14 protein-coding genes are annotated in these 16,208 nt (G+C 68.8%); 5 read left to right on the top strand and 9 right to left on the bottom strand.

Translation table 11 applies throughout. The annotated features are described in order from the left end of the window. Positions 1–60 precede the first annotated feature (60 nt). Positions 61–348, top strand: coding sequence for a hypothetical protein (locus tag VEC57_10455; protein HYB99538.1), 288 nt, complete (start codon positions 61–63; stop codon positions 346–348). Positions 349–415: 67 nt separating this feature from the next. Here the strand turns inward: VEC57_10455 and VEC57_10450 are convergent, their stop codons facing one another. The 7 genes from VEC57_10450 to VEC57_10420 all read right to left on the bottom strand — a co-directional run bounded on the left by VEC57_10450 (position 416) and on the right by VEC57_10420 (position 8,550). Beyond that, positions 416–1,660: a lytic murein transglycosylase gene (locus VEC57_10450; GenBank protein ID HYB99537.1), complete on the bottom strand. Its 1,245-nt coding sequence runs from the start codon at positions 1,658–1,660 to the stop codon at positions 416–418. Positions 1,661–1,866: 206 nt separating this feature from the next. Further along, positions 1,867–3,201, bottom strand: a complete 1,335-nt coding sequence (locus VEC57_10445; GenBank protein ID HYB99536.1) for an amino acid permease — start codon at positions 3,199–3,201, stop codon at positions 1,867–1,869. 1 nt (position 3,202) lies between these two features. After that, a complete protein-coding gene (locus VEC57_10440) occupies positions 3,203–3,955 on the bottom strand; it encodes a beta-ketoacyl synthase chain length factor (protein HYB99535.1) in 753 nt (250 codons plus the stop codon). A 54-nt stretch (positions 3,956–4,009) separates the two neighbouring features. Next, positions 4,010–5,218 (bottom strand): beta-ketoacyl-ACP synthase, encoded by a 1,209-nt coding sequence (locus VEC57_10435; GenBank protein ID HYB99534.1) that lies wholly within the window; start codon positions 5,216–5,218, stop codon positions 4,010–4,012. Next, positions 5,215–6,207: a MipA/OmpV family protein gene (locus VEC57_10430; GenBank protein ID HYB99533.1), complete on the bottom strand. Its 993-nt coding sequence runs from the start codon at positions 6,205–6,207 to the stop codon at positions 5,215–5,217. Before VEC57_10430 ends, VEC57_10435 begins: the two co-directional genes overlap by 4 nt. Before the next feature lie 44 nt (positions 6,208–6,251). Next, on the bottom strand, positions 6,252–7,196 hold the full coding sequence (locus VEC57_10425; protein HYB99532.1) for an acyltransferase: 945 nt from the start codon (positions 7,194–7,196) through the stop codon (positions 6,252–6,254). Positions 7,197–7,545: 349 nt separating this feature from the next. Then, positions 7,546–8,550: a DUF523 and DUF1722 domain-containing protein gene (locus VEC57_10420; GenBank protein ID HYB99531.1), complete on the bottom strand. Its 1,005-nt coding sequence runs from the start codon at positions 8,548–8,550 to the stop codon at positions 7,546–7,548. Positions 8,551–8,607: 57 nt separating this feature from the next. On the opposite strand from VEC57_10420, the gene VEC57_10415 reads away from it, so the two are divergent. Both VEC57_10415 and VEC57_10410 read left to right on the top strand, forming a co-directional pair. Continuing rightward, on the top strand, positions 8,608–10,011 hold the full coding sequence (locus tag VEC57_10415) for an MFS transporter (protein HYB99530.1): 1,404 nt from the start codon (positions 8,608–8,610) through the stop codon (positions 10,009–10,011). A 53-nt stretch (positions 10,012–10,064) separates the two neighbouring features. After that, positions 10,065–11,204, top strand: a complete 1,140-nt coding sequence (locus VEC57_10410; protein HYB99529.1) for a nitronate monooxygenase — start codon at positions 10,065–10,067, stop codon at positions 11,202–11,204. Between the two features lie 42 nt (positions 11,205–11,246). Here the strand turns inward: VEC57_10410 and VEC57_10405 are convergent, their stop codons facing one another. Further along, the gene (locus tag VEC57_10405) at positions 11,247–11,675 is read right to left on the bottom strand and encodes an Rrf2 family transcriptional regulator (protein HYB99528.1); all 429 of its coding nucleotides are present in this window, start codon (positions 11,673–11,675) and stop codon (positions 11,247–11,249) included. A gap of 47 nt (positions 11,676–11,722) precedes the next feature. Then, positions 11,723–13,726: an NADPH-dependent assimilatory sulfite reductase hemoprotein subunit gene (locus VEC57_10400; protein HYB99527.1), complete on the bottom strand. Its 2,004-nt coding sequence runs from the start codon at positions 13,724–13,726 to the stop codon at positions 11,723–11,725. Positions 13,727–13,881: 155 nt separating this feature from the next. Between VEC57_10400 and VEC57_10395 the strand changes: the two genes are divergently transcribed. After that, complete coding sequence (locus tag VEC57_10395) at positions 13,882–14,445, top strand: MSMEG_3727 family PQQ-associated protein (protein ID HYB99526.1); 564 nt, start codon at positions 13,882–13,884, stop codon at positions 14,443–14,445. Positions 14,446–14,450: 5 nt separating this feature from the next. Then, entirely contained in the window at positions 14,451–16,205 is a 1,755-nt protein-coding gene (locus VEC57_10390; protein ID HYB99525.1) for a PQQ-dependent dehydrogenase, methanol/ethanol family, read from the top strand. Positions 16,206–16,208 lie beyond the last annotated feature (3 nt).

Below are 16,208 nucleotides of genomic sequence, written 5' to 3'. Positions count from 1 at the left end.
GGCACAGACGGCAGCCGGGAAGGTGGCAAATCGTCACCACCCGACCCGGGAGGTGAGCAAATGACCATGAAGCGAGCGCGACCCCTTCTCGTCGGCATCGCCGCGCTAGTCGCATCCACGGCGGTGTCTGCCTGCGTGGTTCACGATCCGTATTATCCCAGCTACGGCTACTCCGGCCGGGTCGGCGTCTACCACGTCGCTCCGGCACGCGCGGTCCGCCGGACGCACTATTACCGAAGCCCCTACTCCCATCACTGGCGACGCGATCGCGATCACGGCGGCTGGCACCGTAGCGAGCAGCGCCGGTATCGCGACCACGATCGCTACGACCGCGATTGGGACGACTGACCGAGGGGACGCACGGGGACAGCCGGGGAGCCTGCGCTGCGCATCCACTGATGCGCAGCGCAGGCTCTCACTCGCTACGCAGCCGCTGGAACAGCTCGGTGGTAGGGTAGGCGTCGGCGGGCATGCCGAGCTTCTTCTGGACGTCGCGCACCGCGATGCGCGTCTGCGCACCGAGCACGCCGTCGATCTTGCCCACGTCGTAGCCACGCCGCTTCAGCTCCTGCTGCAGCGCACGCATTTGATCGACGCTCAGTGACGGGACCTTCCGGGACGTGTCCATGCGCGGTGCGCGCGCAATGCGTGTGGCAAGGTAGGCGGCAGTGGTCGCGTACACGAGTGACTGGTTCCACTGAAGGTAGATGCGGAAGTTCGGGTAGGCCAGGAACGCCGGGCCGTGGCGGCCCATCGGCAGCAGCAGCGAAGCCGGCAGGCCATCGGATGGCAGCCGGCCGCCGTCGGCGCGCGTCACGCCCCAGCCCGACCATCTCGAACGCGGATGCTCGATGTCCAGACCACTCTCTTCCCACGGCAGATCCGCAGGCACTCGCACCTCCTCGAGCCATGGCTCGCCGCGCCGCCAGCCCAGGCTGGCGGCGTAGTTTGCGGCCGAAGCGAGCGCGTCGGGCGTGCTGCCGATTAGATTTCGGCGGCCGTCGCCGTCGAAGTCGACGGCATGATCGAAGTAGTGCGTGGGCAGGAACTGGAGCTGGCCGAGCTCGCCGGCAAACGGCCCCTTCATCTGCTCGAGCGTCAGATCCCCGTTCTGCAGGATGCGCAGCGCAGCCAGCAGCTGCTCGCGAAACAGCTGGGGCCGGCGGCAGTCGTGTGCGAGCGTCGTCAGCGCGCGAATGGTCGGCACATCGCCCATGTTGGCGCCAAAGTCCGTCTCCAGCGCCCAGAACGCGACGATCACCGCGGCAGGCACGCCGAACTGGCGCTCGATGCGCTCGAACGTGTCGGCGTTCTTGCGGATGCGCTCCTTTCCTTGCGGCAGCCGGTAGCCTTCGGCCATGCGCCCGGCGAACTCGACGAACGTCTGCGCGAAGACCTGCTGACCGCGATCCTTGGCCAGCACGGCCGGGTCGACCTTCATCAGCGGCGCAGCCTTCGACAGCGTCTGCGAGCTGATTCCCTTGGCGATCGCTTCGTCACGGAACTCGGCGAGCCACGCATCGAACGGGCCGCCGCACGGCGCCGACTGCGCATGCGTGGCCGGCAGCTGCGCGTTGGCGACGGGCGCGAGGGCCAGTAGCAGGAGCGCCAGGAAAGCCGAAGGGATCGGAAGCAGGAGGGGAGAGACGTGAAAGCGCATACCGTATAGCTAGCGCGAGAATTGCCGGTGATCGAGCACCGCCTGCCGCATCTGTGGAACGAAGGCGTGGCTCATGCGCGCAGAAGCGAGGCGATCGGCCGCGCATGCGCTCGCGGCGCAGCCGCCGCTGCGCGGAACGTGCGGTGATGCCTGGAGGGCCGTCTCGACGCACGACTCGCCGGAAGACGTCGATGCACTCGCGCCGATCAGGCTCGCGCACTGCGGCGCCGCATGAGCAGGTAGGCCGGCACGGCGGTCGACGCCACGGCCAGTGCCGACAGGCACTCGAGCGGCCGTCCCCACAGCATCACGCCCGCAACCGCTGCGTTGGCGAGCAGATACAGCGCCGGCAGCACCGGATAGCCCCACGCGCGATAGGGCCGCGCGTGATGCGGCTGCTTCCTGCGCAGCGCATACAGCGCCGCCGTATCGGCCATCGTCGCCAGCACGATGGCAAAGGTGGTGTAATCGAGAACGCTGGGGAAGCGGCGAAGCAGGACGATGAGCACGATAGCCGTGATCGCCTGCGCCAGCACCGCCACGTGCGGCGTGGCATAGCGCGGGTGGACGCGCGACATGGCCGAGGGCAGCAGGCCGTCGAGCGCCATCGCGTAGACGATGCGAGGGCCGACCAGGATCGTCGCATTGAGACAGCTCAGGATGGAGGCGAGGATGAGGGCCGACGTCATTGCCGCCCCGGCCTCCCCGAAGAGCACGCGCGCCGCCGCCTCGCCCGATCGCACCAGCCCTCGCATCTGCTCGATCGGCAGCGCGTACAGATAGGCGACGTTGACGAGCAGATAGATGCCGATGCAGATGCCGAGCCCGAGGAACAGCGATCGCGGGACGTTGCGCGCCGGCGTGCGAATCTCGCTGGCCACGAACACCGAGGCGTTCCAGCCGAGATAGCTGAAGAGCACCGGTGACAGCGCCAGGCCGAACGATGCCAGCGACACCCTCGCGTCGCCGGGCGGCACCAGCGCGAGATTGTCGGCGTCGCCGCCGCCGAGAGCAGGCCCCACGACCGCCAGCGCCAGCAGCGCGGCGATCTTGGCGACCGCAGTGACGTTGTTGACCGTCGCACCGAGCCTGACGCCGCGGTAGTTGACGGCGCTGGCGGCCGCCGTCATCGCCACGGCTACCGCCGTGCGACCAGTCTCGTCGAGCACGACGAAGTTGGCCATTCCTTCGGCGAAGCCGACGGCCAGAGTGGCGATGGTCCCGGCATAGATGACGAAAAAAGAAAGCCATCCGGCGACGAAGCCGGCGGCCGGATGCCACGCCTCGCGAAGATAGACGTAGTTGCCGCCGGCATGCGGGTACATGGCTCCGAGCTCGGCATTGGCCAGCGCGCCGCTGAGCGAGAGCAGGCCGCCGACCAGCCACGCGAGCAGGAACGCGGCGGGATGAGGCAGCGCATCGGCCACGGCGCCTGGCGTAAGGAAGATGCCCACGCCGATGACGGAGGAGACCACCAGCAGCGTCGCATCGGACAGAGTCAGCTGACGCTGCAGTCGGTCGCGCGGATGTCGGTCGGACATGCTACCGGCGCCAGCGCCAGCTGCGGCCGCTGCCGCGCAGCACCAGCTCGGCGTCGCTGCCATGCAGCCAGCGCACGAACTCGGCGGCATCGGGCCAGCCGCGCGCGACGGCATCGGCCTCGGCCACGGGCCGCAGCGGCGGCGGCGCTTCGTCCTCGCCGCGCACGTCGAACTTCAGCGCCGTGCCCTCGCCACTGCTGGCCAGCAGCACCGCCACCGCATAGGCCGCGTCCGGCTCCTCGACCAGCGGCGCGAACGTCTCCGACAGCGCCACGTCACCGACGACGAGCAGCACCGGCCGCGCCGGCTCGCGGTGCAGGTGCGTGGCGGCCTCGAGGAAGCCGCACGCGAAGGTCTCGGCGCGGGCCGACATCGCGCTGGAAGCCATGCGATTGCCGGCGGCGATGGAGAACAGGCCCGACTGTGCATTGTGCACGGTGTGCGTGAAGCGGGACGGCGACATGCGCTCGCCGTGCGCGATGTTGTGGAACAGCGGGACCGACTCGTTGATGCTGCCGTGGCGCGAGGCGAACACGCTGCGCACGGTGGAGAGATCGACGGCTTCGGCGCAGCCGTACGCAGCCGCCAGCATCGCGCGCGAGAGCGGAGTGCAGCGACGTCGCAGCATGGCCGGAAGGAAGGCGGCGTCGGCAACCTCCTTGCTCGTCAGCGGGTGCGGCGACTGCGCCCACTGCGCCCACTGCTGGCGGCTGGACAGCCCCGGCGCCCACGCCGCCCAATGCTGAAGGACCAATTCGACCAATGTTTTGCCGCCCCTTCCTTGCCGCCCGGCTCCCGAAGAGCCGATCTACGCCACGCGCCGCTCCAGGATGAGCGTACAGTTGTTGCCGCCGAAGCCGAAGGAGTTGGTCATCACGCGCGCGACCTTGCCGGCGGCCACGCGCCGGCCCGGCTCGACCAGATCGAGAGCGGGAAGGTCCGGATCGGGCACGCCGTCCCAGCGATGCGGCGGCAGCGCCAGCTCGCCCCCGTCGAACGCATCCAGCACCTGCCAGCAGAACGCGGCTTCGATGGCGCCGGCGGCACCGAGCGTGTGCCCGACCAGCGACTTGGTGGAGCTGACCGGGACCGAAGGCCCGAGCACCTCGGAGACGGCGCGCGATTCCATCGCATCATTGATGGAGGTGCCGGTGCCGTGCAGGTTCAGGTAGGCAATGTCGGCGGCCGACACTCCGGCGTCGGCCAGAGCGGCTTGCATGGCCGCACGCGCGCCGGACCCTTCCGGATCGGGCGACGACATGTGGTGGGCTTCGCTCGATTCGCCGACGCCGCTCAACTGCACGCCGCCCTCCTCGCGCGTCACCAGGAAGAACGCCGCGGCTTCTCCGAGCGTCAGGCCGCGGCGATTGGCGCTGCAGGGGTTGGTCAGCTCGGGCGCGACGACGCCGAGGGAGCTGAAGCCGTTGGCGGTGACGCCGCAGAGCGTGTCGGCGGCGCCGCACACGACCGCATCCGCCATTCCCATCGCCAGCAGCGAGCGCGCCGAGGCAAGTGCGCGTGCGCCCGAGGAGCATGCGGTGGAGAGCGTGTAGGCCGGACCGGTGGTGCCGAGGTAGGCCGCGATGAAGTCGGAGGTGCCGCCGAACTCGAGCTGCGCGTAACGGAAGCGCTCCGGAAGGTTGCCCGTGCGAACCTGGTGACGGATGGCTTCTTCGGCATCGGCTACGCCGGCGGTGCTGGTGCCGGCCACGACGGCGACGCGCGCGCGGCCATACCTGGCAATGGCGCCGACGATGGGCTGCACGATCTGGTCGAGCGCGGCCAGCAGCAGCCGGTTGTTGCGGCAGTCGAACTCGCGCAGGCCCTCGGGCACCGGCGGCAGCGGCTCCGCGCACATGCCGATGATGAGCTCCTGCTCCGGGACCAGATCGGCGCGCCGCACCAGCCGCGACGTGTCGCCGGCGATCAGGCGCGGCCAGGTTTCGGCCGGACCCGTGCCGAGCGCGCTCACCATGCCGAGCGCGGAGAGGCGGCAAGGCTGGACCGTGCGCGTCATTGCTGGGGTGGAGGCTCGCTCAGGGTGTCGTCGTGCGCCGGCATCAGTGTGCCGGGGCTGCCGAGCTCCTTGGTCTTGGGCTCGGCCGCCGTCACCGGCACCATCTCGTCCGATTTCGTCAGCACCACGCCGAGGGCGACGCCGCCGACGAACGCGTGCGTGGATCCGGTCAGCGGGCTGTTCTCGAAGGCCGCCCCTTCCAGGTTGTAGTAGCGCGTGAAGACGCCGACGTAGAAGCGGTCGAAGAAGTAGCGGGCCACGCCGGCAGCCACGCGCACGCCGCCGTAGCCGGTCTTGCCGTCGTACTGGCGCCGGTCGGGCGTCACGAAGCGGTGATCGACGCCGTAGAAGAAGTCGTTGTACTCGCTGTCCTGGAATTCCAGCCCGGCCTGGCCGGTGAACTGGTAGGGGCCGCGGCTGAGCTTGTACTCGATCTGCGGGCTGGCCACGAGCCCTTCATACTTGAAGTGGTCGAAGGCGATGGCGAAGGCGGGGCGCAGCGGGATGTCGATCTCGAGCGCCGAGTTGCCGTCGTCGCTGCGCAGGAGATGGATCGTCAGCGACGGGCCGATCTGGAACATCCAGTCCAGGTCGGGCATCCCATGGCGGCGGTCGTTGTCGTCGCTGTCGACCGCGATCTGGCCGCTGGTGGAGATGTCGAAGCGGATGCGGTCGGTGCCGAAGATCTTCGTCTGGATCGACTCGCGGTCGGCCCGGAAACGGTCGCCGCGGTAGACGATCCACGGAAACGGGATGATGCGGAAGCGATACTCGTCCGAGCCGATGTAGTCGGGCTGCGTGTAGAAGACGCTGCCGACGCCGAGCTCCCATTTCGGACGCATCTCGACGTGCGCTTCCTTGGCCGCCTGCCGCCCGGTGTCGGGGGCGACCGGCGATTCCACTTGCGCCAGCACGGCCATGGGCAGCGTCAACGGCAGGAGGAGAAGGAGGGCGGACGATGCGCCGGCGCGGCGTAGGCAAAGTCGCATGGCCCTCGCCTGTAGCCGAGACCGGCGTCGAACGGAACGCGGGCTCAGGCGGCGCGGCGCTGGCGGCGCGAGGACGGTCGGGAACCCGCAGACTCGGCTTCGAGCTGCGTGAAGCGCTGGTCCTTGCGGGCCCACAGCTCGCGGATCCAGATCTGCATGCGCTCGCGGTGGATGTCGTCGGCGGTGTAGTCGCGGCCGTGGAGATCGGCGGGGATGTCCTCGACGGTCGTTTCACAGATCACCCTGGAAACCCTGCCGCACACGAAGTCCCACAGGTTCGGCCGCGCGCCCGGATAGACGATGGTCACGTTGACCAGGGTGCCGAGGTCGCCCGAGAGAGCGTCCAGGACCGCCGCCACGCCGCCGGCCTTGGGCTTGAGCAGATGCACGTACGGCGACTCCTGGCCGTCGTGCTTCTGGCGTGTGAAGCGCGTGCCCTCGATGAAGTTCATGATCGAGATCGGCCCGCGGCGGAAGTGCTCGCACGCCTTGCGCGTGGTCTCGAGGTCCTTTCCGGCAAGCTCTGGATGCCTGGCCAGCTTGGCCTTGGAGTATCGCTTCATGAACGGCATGTCGGCCGCCCACCATGCCAGCCCCAGGATCGGGACCCAGATCAGTTCCTGCTTGATGAAGAAGCGCAGAAACGGAACGTGGTCGATGAGCAGGCGCTGCAGCACCAGAATGTCGGCCCAGGTCTGGTGATTGCTGGTGACCAGATAGCGGCCCTTGCGCGACAGCCGCGGATCGTCCAGGCCGCGAAAATCCCACTGCGTCGGCTGCGTCGCATCCAGGATGAGATTGTTGATGCGAATCCACAGCTCGGCCACCCATACCAGCGGCACCGTCCAGAAATGCCGCCATGCGGCAACCGGCACGACGAACTTCACGATCGCGACGCTGAAATAGGGAATGGATATCAGGATCGTGTTGAGGACGATGGCCGCCAGGGTCAGGGCGCCGAGAACGGGAGCGGGAAGGAATCTATACATCGGTGCGGGTCGAGGCTGTCGCCATCACCACGAGTTCGCAAGCGGCGTCGGGTGTCATGCCAGGGCAAAGTCCCATTTCGCGGAGACAGGTGCTGCAACGGCGAAGAATCGTGCGCGGGGAGGTCCCCGAAAGGACCTCCCCGGCTCCAGTCCGGTAAGGGGGGAGTTACCGGTCCGGAAACGAATTGTCGTGAAAGCTCGGGGCCACCACCCGCAGCACACTTCTCGTGCGTGCGAAGGAAGGATCGAGGTCCTTGCGCGGTGGCGACAGTCGAAAAACGCCTTCCCCCAGGCGGCCACCCAATAATAACTTCGCCATCGTCAAAGCAAGCACTTTGTGAGCTACGGCTCAGACATGATTGCGAAGCATGAGCTCCTTCGGATGCGGATCGAGATAGGTCTGACGCGCGAGGGAATCGATGCCGCACACATCGGCGTAATGGCGCACGATCGCGAGAGGAACGAGCAGCGGAACGCGGGCGCGGCGATAGTCCTCGATCACGCTCGCGACGGCGCGGCGCGCCGGCGCATCGATGCGGTCGCCGAAGTACGCGAGAACATGCTGCAAAACCTTGACGTGCCGGGCGCGCGTCGCCGGCCGTGCCAGCGCCCGCATGAACGAGCGTTTGTATAGATCCCGCGCCTGACCGCGGTTCATATTGCGCGCTCCGGCAACGAGCCGCCCCAGTTCCTTCTCGGCGGCGGAGCCATGCGACGCCAGCAGCAGCGTTTCGCGCGCATGGAGCTCGACGAGGTCGGCGATCTTCCAACCCGGGGCGAGCGCCCGCTGCAGGCGACGGTGTGCGAACACGCGTTCGACGAAGTTTTCGCGCAGGCCGGGATCTTCGAGACGGCCCTCTTCTTCCAGGGGCAGAGTCGGCATCGCATCCAGAAGAGCAGCAGCGAACAGGCCGCTCGACGGCGCCGAAGGCGCGCCCGCCGTCGTGTACGCACGAACCCGCTTCATGCCGCAGGAAGGCGAGCCCTGCTTCAGGACGTAGCCGGACAGGCCCATCGCGTCGAGCTCGGCGACGCGGCGGCGGGCGTAGAGCTGCATGCGCCGGGTGTGGTCGCAGCCGCTGGTCACGCCGAGCATCCGAAGCCGGCCGCCGTCGCGAACCAGGCGCACCGGCTCGCGCGGCACGCCCATGCCGGCTTCGACTTCCGGACACACCGGGACCAACCGGAAGTACCGGCCGAGCACGCCGGTGACGTAGCGGTCGTGCTTGTGGCCGCCGTCGTAGCGGACGTGCTCGCCGAGAAGACAGGTGGAGACGCCGACGAGGATGTCGCCGTCATCATGAGCCGGAGTCGCCGGCCGCTGCGGCGGCGCGCTGGCGCGGGAGCGTGGCACGCTCGCCTTGCTAGCACGGGGGCCGCGCCGTGCTACTAGCCATCGCCCGTGAAAGCGATGTCGTCAGCGGTGCGCGCGGCGTACGCCGCGCCGGCCTTCGCGCTGGCCGCCATCGGCATTCCCGTCTACGTCCACCTTCCCAAGTTCTACACGGACGTCGTCGGCGTGCCGGTGGGAACGCTCGGCGCGCTGCTGATGGCCGCGCGCCTGCTCGACGGCCTGCTCGACCCGACGATCGGAGCGCTCAGCGATGCCACGCGCACGCGCTGGGGGCGGCGCCGCCCGTACGTGATCGGTGCGGCCATCCCGCTCGCGGCAGCGCTGTATCTGCTGTTCACCCCGCCCCTGGGCTCGCCGGCGCTGGCGCCGTGGTGGTTCGGCATCTGGCTGTTCGCGGTGTTCGTGCTGTGGACGCTGGTGGTGGTGCCCTACGAGTCGCTCGGGCCGGAGCTGACCTACGACTACGACCAGAGGACCTCGCTGCTGGCGCTGCGCGACGGCGCGCTTCTGCTGGGAACGCTGGTCGCGGCCGCCTCGCCCACCGCCGCCGCCGCTCTCGTGCAGATGCCGCCGGGACCCGCTGCCGAGGCCGCGCGTTTCCGCCTGGTCGCGCTGTCGTACGGACCGCTCATCGTGGCCGCCTGTCTGTGGTGCGTATGGAGCGTGCGCGAGCGGCAGGACTCGAAGCCGCCGCGCCGCCAGCGGCTGCGCGCGACCTGGCGCGACATGCTGGCCAACCGTCCGTTCCTGATCCTGCTGTCGTCGTATGCGGTGGCCGCGCTCGGCAGCAACCTGCCGGCCACGCTGGTGCTGTTCTATGTCGAGTACGTGCTGCAGTCGCCGTCAGCCGACTACTTCATGCTCCTCTACCTGGTCACCGGCATCGCCTGCCTGCCGATGTGGGTGGCGGTATCGAAGCGCTTCGACAAGAAGCACGCCTGGCTGACCGCCACCGCCGTCAACACGGCCGCATTCTCCGGTGTCTACTTCCTCGGCCCCGGCGATGCGGCGGTCTATGCGGCGCTCGTCTTCGTCTCGGGCATCGGCTTCGGCGCCACCATCGCCCTGCCCTCTTCGATGCAGGCGGACGTCATCGACTACGACGAGCTGCTCTCGGGCCGCCGGCGCGAAGGCAGCTATCTGGGCGTGTGGGCGGTGGCGCGCAAGATGTCGGCGGCGATCGGCGTGGGCGTCGGCCTGCACGTTCTCGACCTGGCCGGCTATGTTCCCAACGCCGAGCAGACGCCGCACGTGCGCGACGTGCTGGTCGCGCTGTACGCGCTCGTGCCGTGCGCGTGCAACGCCGCCGGTTTCGCGATCGCGCTTGCCTACCCCATCGGCCGGCGCGAGCATGCGGCCATTCGCGCGGCCGTGGATCGGCGCGCTCTCGGACATCCGGTGTGCGATCCGCTCTCTCCGGACCGCGTGCTCGGCGGGCCGCAGCCGTGTCCGAGCAGTTGACGGCGGCGCGATGATCGCGCGCGGCCGAAGCGGCGCGACAGCAGGAGTTCCGAATGCGAACGAAAGTCACCGAGATGCTGGGGATCGACTTCCCGATCTTCGCCTTCACCCACTGCCGCGACGTCGTCGCCGCCGTCACAAACGCCGGCGGCATGGGCGTGCTCGGCGCCGTCGCGCACACGCCCGAGCAGCTCGACGTCGACCTGAAGTGGATTCGTGAGCAGACCAAAGGGCGTCCCTTCGGCGTCGACCTGCTGATCCCGCGCAAGTACGTCGGCTCCGAGGAAGGCGGCATCACTCCCGGCAGCCTGCGCCAGATGATTCCCGACGAGCACAAGCAGTGGCTCGAGGAGCTGCTGGAGCGCTACGGCGTGCCCGAGCTTCCGCCCTCGAGCGACGGCAAGCGCGAGCAGCGCGGCATGGCCGGTCTGCGCGTCGACCCCAAGAGCATGGCGCCGCTCATCGACGTATCGTTCGAGCACGAGGTCCGGCTCATCGCATCGGCGCTCGGATCGCCGCCGGCATGGCTGGTCGAACGCGCGCACGCCGCAGGAGTTCCGGTGGCGGCGCTGGCCGGCCGCCTCGACCACGCCATCGCGCACAAGGAGGCCGGCGCCGACATCATCATTGCGCAGGGCACCGAGGGCGGCGGGCACACCGGCGACATCGCGACGATGGTCCTCGTGCCGCAGGTCGTCGATGCCGTCGCTCCCATCCCCGTGCTCGCCGCAGGCGGCATCGCCACCGGACGCCAGGTCGCCGCGGCGATGTGCCTGGGCGCCGAAGGCGTCTGGTGCGGGTCGGTGTGGCTGACGACCAACGAAGCCGAGACGACGCCGGTGATTCGCGAGAAGTTCCTGGCGGCCACCTCCGCCGACACGCTGCGCTCGCGCTCGCTGACGGGAAAGCCGGCTCGAATGCTGCGCTCGCCGTGGACGGACGCGTGGGAGGCGCCCGATGCGCCGGACACGCTTCCGATGCCTCTGCAGAGCGTGCTCATCGCCGAGGCGCAGCGGCGCATCCACCGCGTCGCGCATCAGCCGGACTCGGGCGCGCGCCAGCTCGTCACCTACTTCGTGGGCCAGTGCGTGGGACAGATGAACACGCCGATGCCGGCGCGGCGAGTGGTGGCCGACATGATCGAAGAGTTCGTCAGCGTCATGGAGCGCATGAACGAGCTGACCTCGGAGTAGCCGGTCCGCCGCGGGCTTGCGCCGGGGCAGGCATGCCCTTTGTCATCGGGTCCCGCGGCTGCGACGGCCGAGGCAGGGCTCGACCAGATCCGCCAGGCTCGTGTCGTCGAGCACGCGCGCGAATGCGGCGAAGGCATCCTGAAGGACCGCCCGCACCGCATCGGCCGGCTGCAGCGCCGGGCCTTTTTTCGGAGCATCGGCCGTCATGGTGCCGAGCTCTTCTTCGAGATCGCGAACGACGTCGCCGACCTTGATCTTCGCGGGAGGCGCGCCGAGGCGCACGCCACCGTTCTTGCCGCGCACGGTGGCGACGTAGCCGAGCTGGCCGAGCCGGTGCACGATCTTCATCAGGTGGTTGCGCGAGATCCCGGAGTGCCCGGCGATCTCATCGATGGTGACGAGACGGTCGCCGGTGGTGCCGAGGTACACGAGGACGCGAAGGCCGTAGTCGGTGTAATCGGTCAGGCGCATGCAGGCGAGTTATGAGCGTGTCGCTGCGACCGTGGCAAACCGAGCGATCACCGCGAATGTGCGGCCATCACGGGCTCATCCCGCGAGGACGCCGCGACCCGCTTCCACGCCGGATCATCCTTGGCGCCGGTGCACAGGTCGGCACGACGGCTGCTGCCGAATCGACGCCGGTAGAAGCTGCCCAGCCCTTCATCCTGCAAGGACTCGCTCGCCCAGCATTCGAGCAACGGGCGCAGCCAGAGCACGACCGCCTCCTGCGACACGACCTCGGCGTAGATTTCCGCAAGATGCTCAGGACCGCCGCCGACGTAGATGTCGTAGTGGCCGGGCTTGCGGCCGACCAGGCCGATCTCGGCGTTGTAGGTGCGCACGCAGCCGTTGGCGCAGCCGGTGATGCGCAGGTCGAGCGGCGCGCGCGCGCGTCCCAGCCGCATCAGCTCGCGCTCGAGCTCGTCGAGGACGTCGGGGGCCACGCGCTCGGCCTCGGCCAGCGCCAGACCGCACGTGGGCAGCGCCGGGCATGCCAGCGCCTGCTGCCGCAGCGGGGTCAGGCCGGCGCCGGTTTCGATGCGATAGGCATGCAGGACCGACTCGAGCCGGTCGGCGTCCTGCGGCGTCATGTCGGTGAACAGGATGTTCTGCTGCGGTGTCAGCACGATGTTGGGCATGACCGCGCGAACGGCAGCGGCCAGCGCGGTCTTGAGCCGCAGCGCCGGTGTGTCGGCGATGCGGCCCGCCGAAAGCGCCACACCGATGAAGACACGCCCGTCGCCCTGTTCGTGCCGCCCCAGCCAGAGCTTGCGCTGAAGCGGCGGGAGCTTCACCCACGGCCGCAGCGGAAAGGCGGCGCGACGGCAGAACTCCGCGCGCACGGCGTCGATGCCGCGCTCCTCGACGACGTGCTTGAGGCGTGCGTGCTTGCGGTCGGTGCGATCTCCGAAATCGCGAAAGATACCGGCCACGATGCGAACCGCCTCCACGACGTGCTCGGCATCGATGGAACCGAGCGGCGTGGCAAGGCGCGCGTAGCTGTCGGGCTTGCGATGCGTCAGCCCTCCTCCGCCGCCGAGCGCGATGTTGAAGCCGTAGAGCCGATCGCGCGCGACGAGCCCGATGAGCGCGCAGTCCTGGTCCAGGACCTCGACGGCGTCGTCGTCGGGGAGCGCGAGGCCGGTCTTGAACTTTCGCGGCAGGTAGGTCTCGCCGTAGAGAGGGTCGGCGGGCTCCTCGCTCGAATCCACCTTCTGCGCTCCCAGCCAGATCTCGTGATAGGCGTTGGTGGACGGAGCCAGCGCGGCCGTCAGCTCGCCCGCCAGCGCGCGCAGCGATGCGTGCGCAGCATCCGCCAGCGGCGCGGGCGGAGCGACGATGTTGCGCTCGACGTCGCCGCAGCCCGACAGCGTCGTCAGAAGACACTCGTTCACCACACGGATGGTCCGCACGAGATCGGTCTTGAGCACGCCGTGGAGCTGGAAGTTCTGCCGCGTCGTCACGCGCAGGCTGCGTCCCCTCACCACCTCGTCGGCGAGTCGGTCCATTGCCAGGTACTGGGCGGCGCTCAGCATGCCGCCGGGCACCTTGACGCGGACCATGAAGCTGTAGGCACGCTCGCCGCCGGTGGACTTGGCGGCTTCGCGCCAGTCGCGGTCGTCCTGCTGGTAGGCGCCGTGGAACTTCAGCACCTGCACCTCATCCTCTTCCATCTTCGGCGAAGCATCGACGAGCGCCTCGGCCAGGTGCGCGCGCAGATGCCGGCTCGCAGCCTTGGCCGCTTCGGCGCTGGATGGAGAGCTCTTGTTGGCAAGCGGGGCCAGGGCGACTCCATCGTGCTCGGGGAGCGATGACTCGGAGCGCTCGGGCGGCGATGACTCGCGGAGCTCTGGCGGCGATGACTCGGAGCGCGCGGGCGGCGATGACTCGCTGTGCTCGGGCGGTGCTGACTCGCAGTGCTCGGGCGGCGATTCGTCGGCGTCCCCGACGCCATCGCGTCGCCATTCTCCGGTGCCGGCGGGTCCTCCCTGCGTCGAAAGGGCGTGCATGAACAGGCTCACGGTGTACATGTATCATTCATACATGTATTCGCAAGCCGGAATTAGTCAGCGCGCCGAACCGAGGGCGCCCGCATCCGTTACGCCGGCTGAGGCGTCTCGAGGATTCCCTCGCAAGCGTCTTGACGGATCCGGCTTTGAGCGCGAAGGATCGAGCGATGGCTGGTTCGCGCAGGCTGCGTGCCGCATCAACCGCGGTGGCGGTCACGATGCTGGCCGCATGTGAGTACGCGCGCCTGCTTCGCCCCAACGCGCTGAAGCAGCTCACGCCGGAGATGGTGGCGCTCGTGAACGAGCTGCCCGAGGTGGATCATCAGAACGAGGCCATCGTGGGGCGGCTCTTCGCGCATGGCGGCCTCACGCGCGCCCGCGTCGGCGCCGACGGCGTCATGCATGCCGCAATCGCGGTGCCGGAGAACGAGTACATCTGGAAGCCTGCCATCGTGGTGATGCCCCGAGGCGGACGGATCCACCTGGACATCTCGAACGAGGATACGGCTCATCACATGGCTTTCCTGCCGAACAAGGGCGAGCGGCATCTGCTCGATCTGCCGCCGAAGACCAGAGGCCGCGCCACCCTGGAGCTCGATCAGCCGGGGCTGTACTGGTTCGGCTGCCCGGTTTCCAATCATGCAGGCCGTGGCATGCTCGGGCTCGTCATCGTCAAGGGCACGGTGGACGAGGAGGCGCGGCTGGATCGCCCGAGACAGAAGCGGCCGTGACGCGAATGCTGGCGCCTGCCATCCTCGTCGTTGCTGCGGCGGTGGTTGCGTTGCCGGGATGCCGGCACGTGCCCGCGCAGTATCCCATCACGCAGACCAGCGTGCGCTTCGATGAGCTGGACGCATCGAAAAAGGGCGCAGCGCCGCCGGTGGTCCGCGCGGTCAGCGCGCAGCGGCTCGAACGCGCCCGGCAGGAGCCGCACAACTGGCTGACCTACTACGGCGCGTACGACGGCCAGCGCTTCAGCACGCTCGACCAGATCAACACCGGCAACGTGCGCAGGCTGCAGCCGGCATGGGTATTCCAGGCCGGCGTGCTGGGCCTGATCGCCGCCCCTGCAACCTACTCGCTCGAAGCCGCACCGATCGTCGTCGACGGCGTCCTCTATCTGTCGGGATGGGATGGGTACCTGTGGGCGCTCGATGCGGCCACCGGGAAGCTGTTCTGGCGCTATCGGCACCCGATCCCGCTGGACGTGCCGTTGTGCTGCGGCAACGTCAATCGCGGCGTCGCTGTCGCGCGCGGCCTCGTCTTCATGGCGACCATCAATGGGCAGCTGCTCGCCCTCGACGCGTCCACCGGCGAGTTGGTGTGGCAGAAGACGTTCGTCGACGTGAAAGCCGGCGAGAGCGCGACGATGGCGCCGCTGGTGGTGCGCGACAAGGTCATCGTCGGCTCCTCGGGCGCCGAGTACGGGGTGCGAGGGCACATCGACGCCTTCTACGTCGACACCGGACAGCCGGCGTGGCGTCACTACAACGTGCCCAAGCCGGGCGAGGAGGGGAGCGAGACCTGGCAGCAGGAAGGCTCGTGGGAGCGCGGCGGAGGAGCCGCATGGATAACCGGCACCTACGACCCCGCGCTCAACACTCTGTACTGGGGCACAGCCAACCCATCGCCGGACTTCGACGGCACCGTCCGGCCCGGCGACAACCTCTTCACCAACAGCGTCGTCGCCCTGGATCCGGACACCGGCCGGCGCAAGTGGCACTACCAGTTCACGCCTCATGACCTGTGGGACTACGACGGCGTCAACGAGATGATCCTCTTCGATCGCGGCGGGCGCCGGCTGCTGGCCCACTTCGACAAGAACGGCTACCTGTTCATCCTCGACCGCACCAACGGCGCGCTCGTCAGCGTGCAGCCGTTCAGCGAAACGACGTGGGGCAGCATCGATCGTTCGGGCAACGTGCGCGTCGCATTGTCTCCGACCGAAGAAGGCGTCGAGATCTGTCCCGGACCCGCTGGCGCCAAGGAATGGCCGCACGCGACCTACAGCCCGCAGACCGGCCTGCTCTACACGCCGACCGTCGATGCATGCGGGACCTTCCGCCGCATGCGCACCGAGTTTCGCGAGGGGCTTTCGTGGTGGGGCGGCGATGCGATCGTTTCACCGCAGCAGGTGCGCGGCGGACAGATCAAGGCATTCGATCCTGCGACAGGGCGTCAGGTGTGGGCGTGGAAGGGCCGCCATCCCATGCTCAGCTCGCTCCTGTCCACCGCCGGCGGACTGATCTTCGCCGGCGAGCCCACCGGGGAATTCGATGCGTTCGATGCACGCACCGGAAAGCTGCTCTGGCAGTTCCAGACCGGCACGGGCATCCACTCCAACCCCGTCACGTATTCGGTCGACGGCAGGCAGTACGTTGCGGTGCCCACGGGGTGGGGCGGCTGGATGAAGGGCTTCGCGCCGGAGATGTACGGCGGGACGCGCGGCAGCGCACTGTTCGTGTTCGCGCTGCCGCAGGCCGGGCGCTGAGGC

It is taken from the genome of Candidatus Limnocylindrales bacterium, from assembly GCA_035626395.1.
Classification (GTDB): Bacteria; Desulfobacterota; Binatia; order UBA1149; family CAITLU01; genus DASPNH01.
The sequence above is the reverse complement of the archived record's forward strand: the minus strand, read 5'-3'. Positions and strand labels throughout refer to the sequence as shown.

Excerpts from the sequence above, each read along its gene's own strand:
- VEC57_10450 (HYB99537.1), bottom strand. The coding sequence starts at position 1,660 with ATGCGCTTTCACGTCTCTCCCCTCCTGCTTCCGATCCCTTCGGCTTTC.
- VEC57_10410 (HYB99529.1), top strand. The coding sequence starts at position 10,065 with ATGCGAACGAAAGTCACCGAGATGCTGGGGATCGACTTCCCGATCTTC.
- VEC57_10405 (HYB99528.1), bottom strand. The coding sequence starts at position 11,675 with ATGCGCCTGACCGATTACACCGACTACGGCCTTCGCGTCCTCGTGTAC.
- VEC57_10455 (HYB99538.1), top strand. The coding sequence starts at position 61 with ATGACCATGAAGCGAGCGCGACCCCTTCTCGTCGGCATCGCCGCGCTA.
- VEC57_10425 (HYB99532.1), bottom strand. The coding sequence starts at position 7,196 with ATGTATAGATTCCTTCCCGCTCCCGTTCTCGGCGCCCTGACCCTGGCG.
- VEC57_10390 (HYB99525.1), top strand. The coding sequence starts at position 14,451 with ATGCTGGCGCCTGCCATCCTCGTCGTTGCTGCGGCGGTGGTTGCGTTG.
- VEC57_10395 (HYB99526.1), top strand. The coding sequence starts at position 13,882 with ATGGCTGGTTCGCGCAGGCTGCGTGCCGCATCAACCGCGGTGGCGGTC.
- VEC57_10445 (HYB99536.1), bottom strand. The coding sequence starts at position 3,201 with ATGTCCGACCGACATCCGCGCGACCGACTGCAGCGTCAGCTGACTCTG.
- VEC57_10430 (HYB99533.1), bottom strand. The coding sequence starts at position 6,207 with ATGCGACTTTGCCTACGCCGCGCCGGCGCATCGTCCGCCCTCCTTCTC.
- VEC57_10435 (HYB99534.1), bottom strand. The coding sequence starts at position 5,218 with ATGACGCGCACGGTCCAGCCTTGCCGCCTCTCCGCGCTCGGCATGGTG.
- VEC57_10415 (HYB99530.1), top strand. The coding sequence starts at position 8,608 with ATGTCGTCAGCGGTGCGCGCGGCGTACGCCGCGCCGGCCTTCGCGCTG.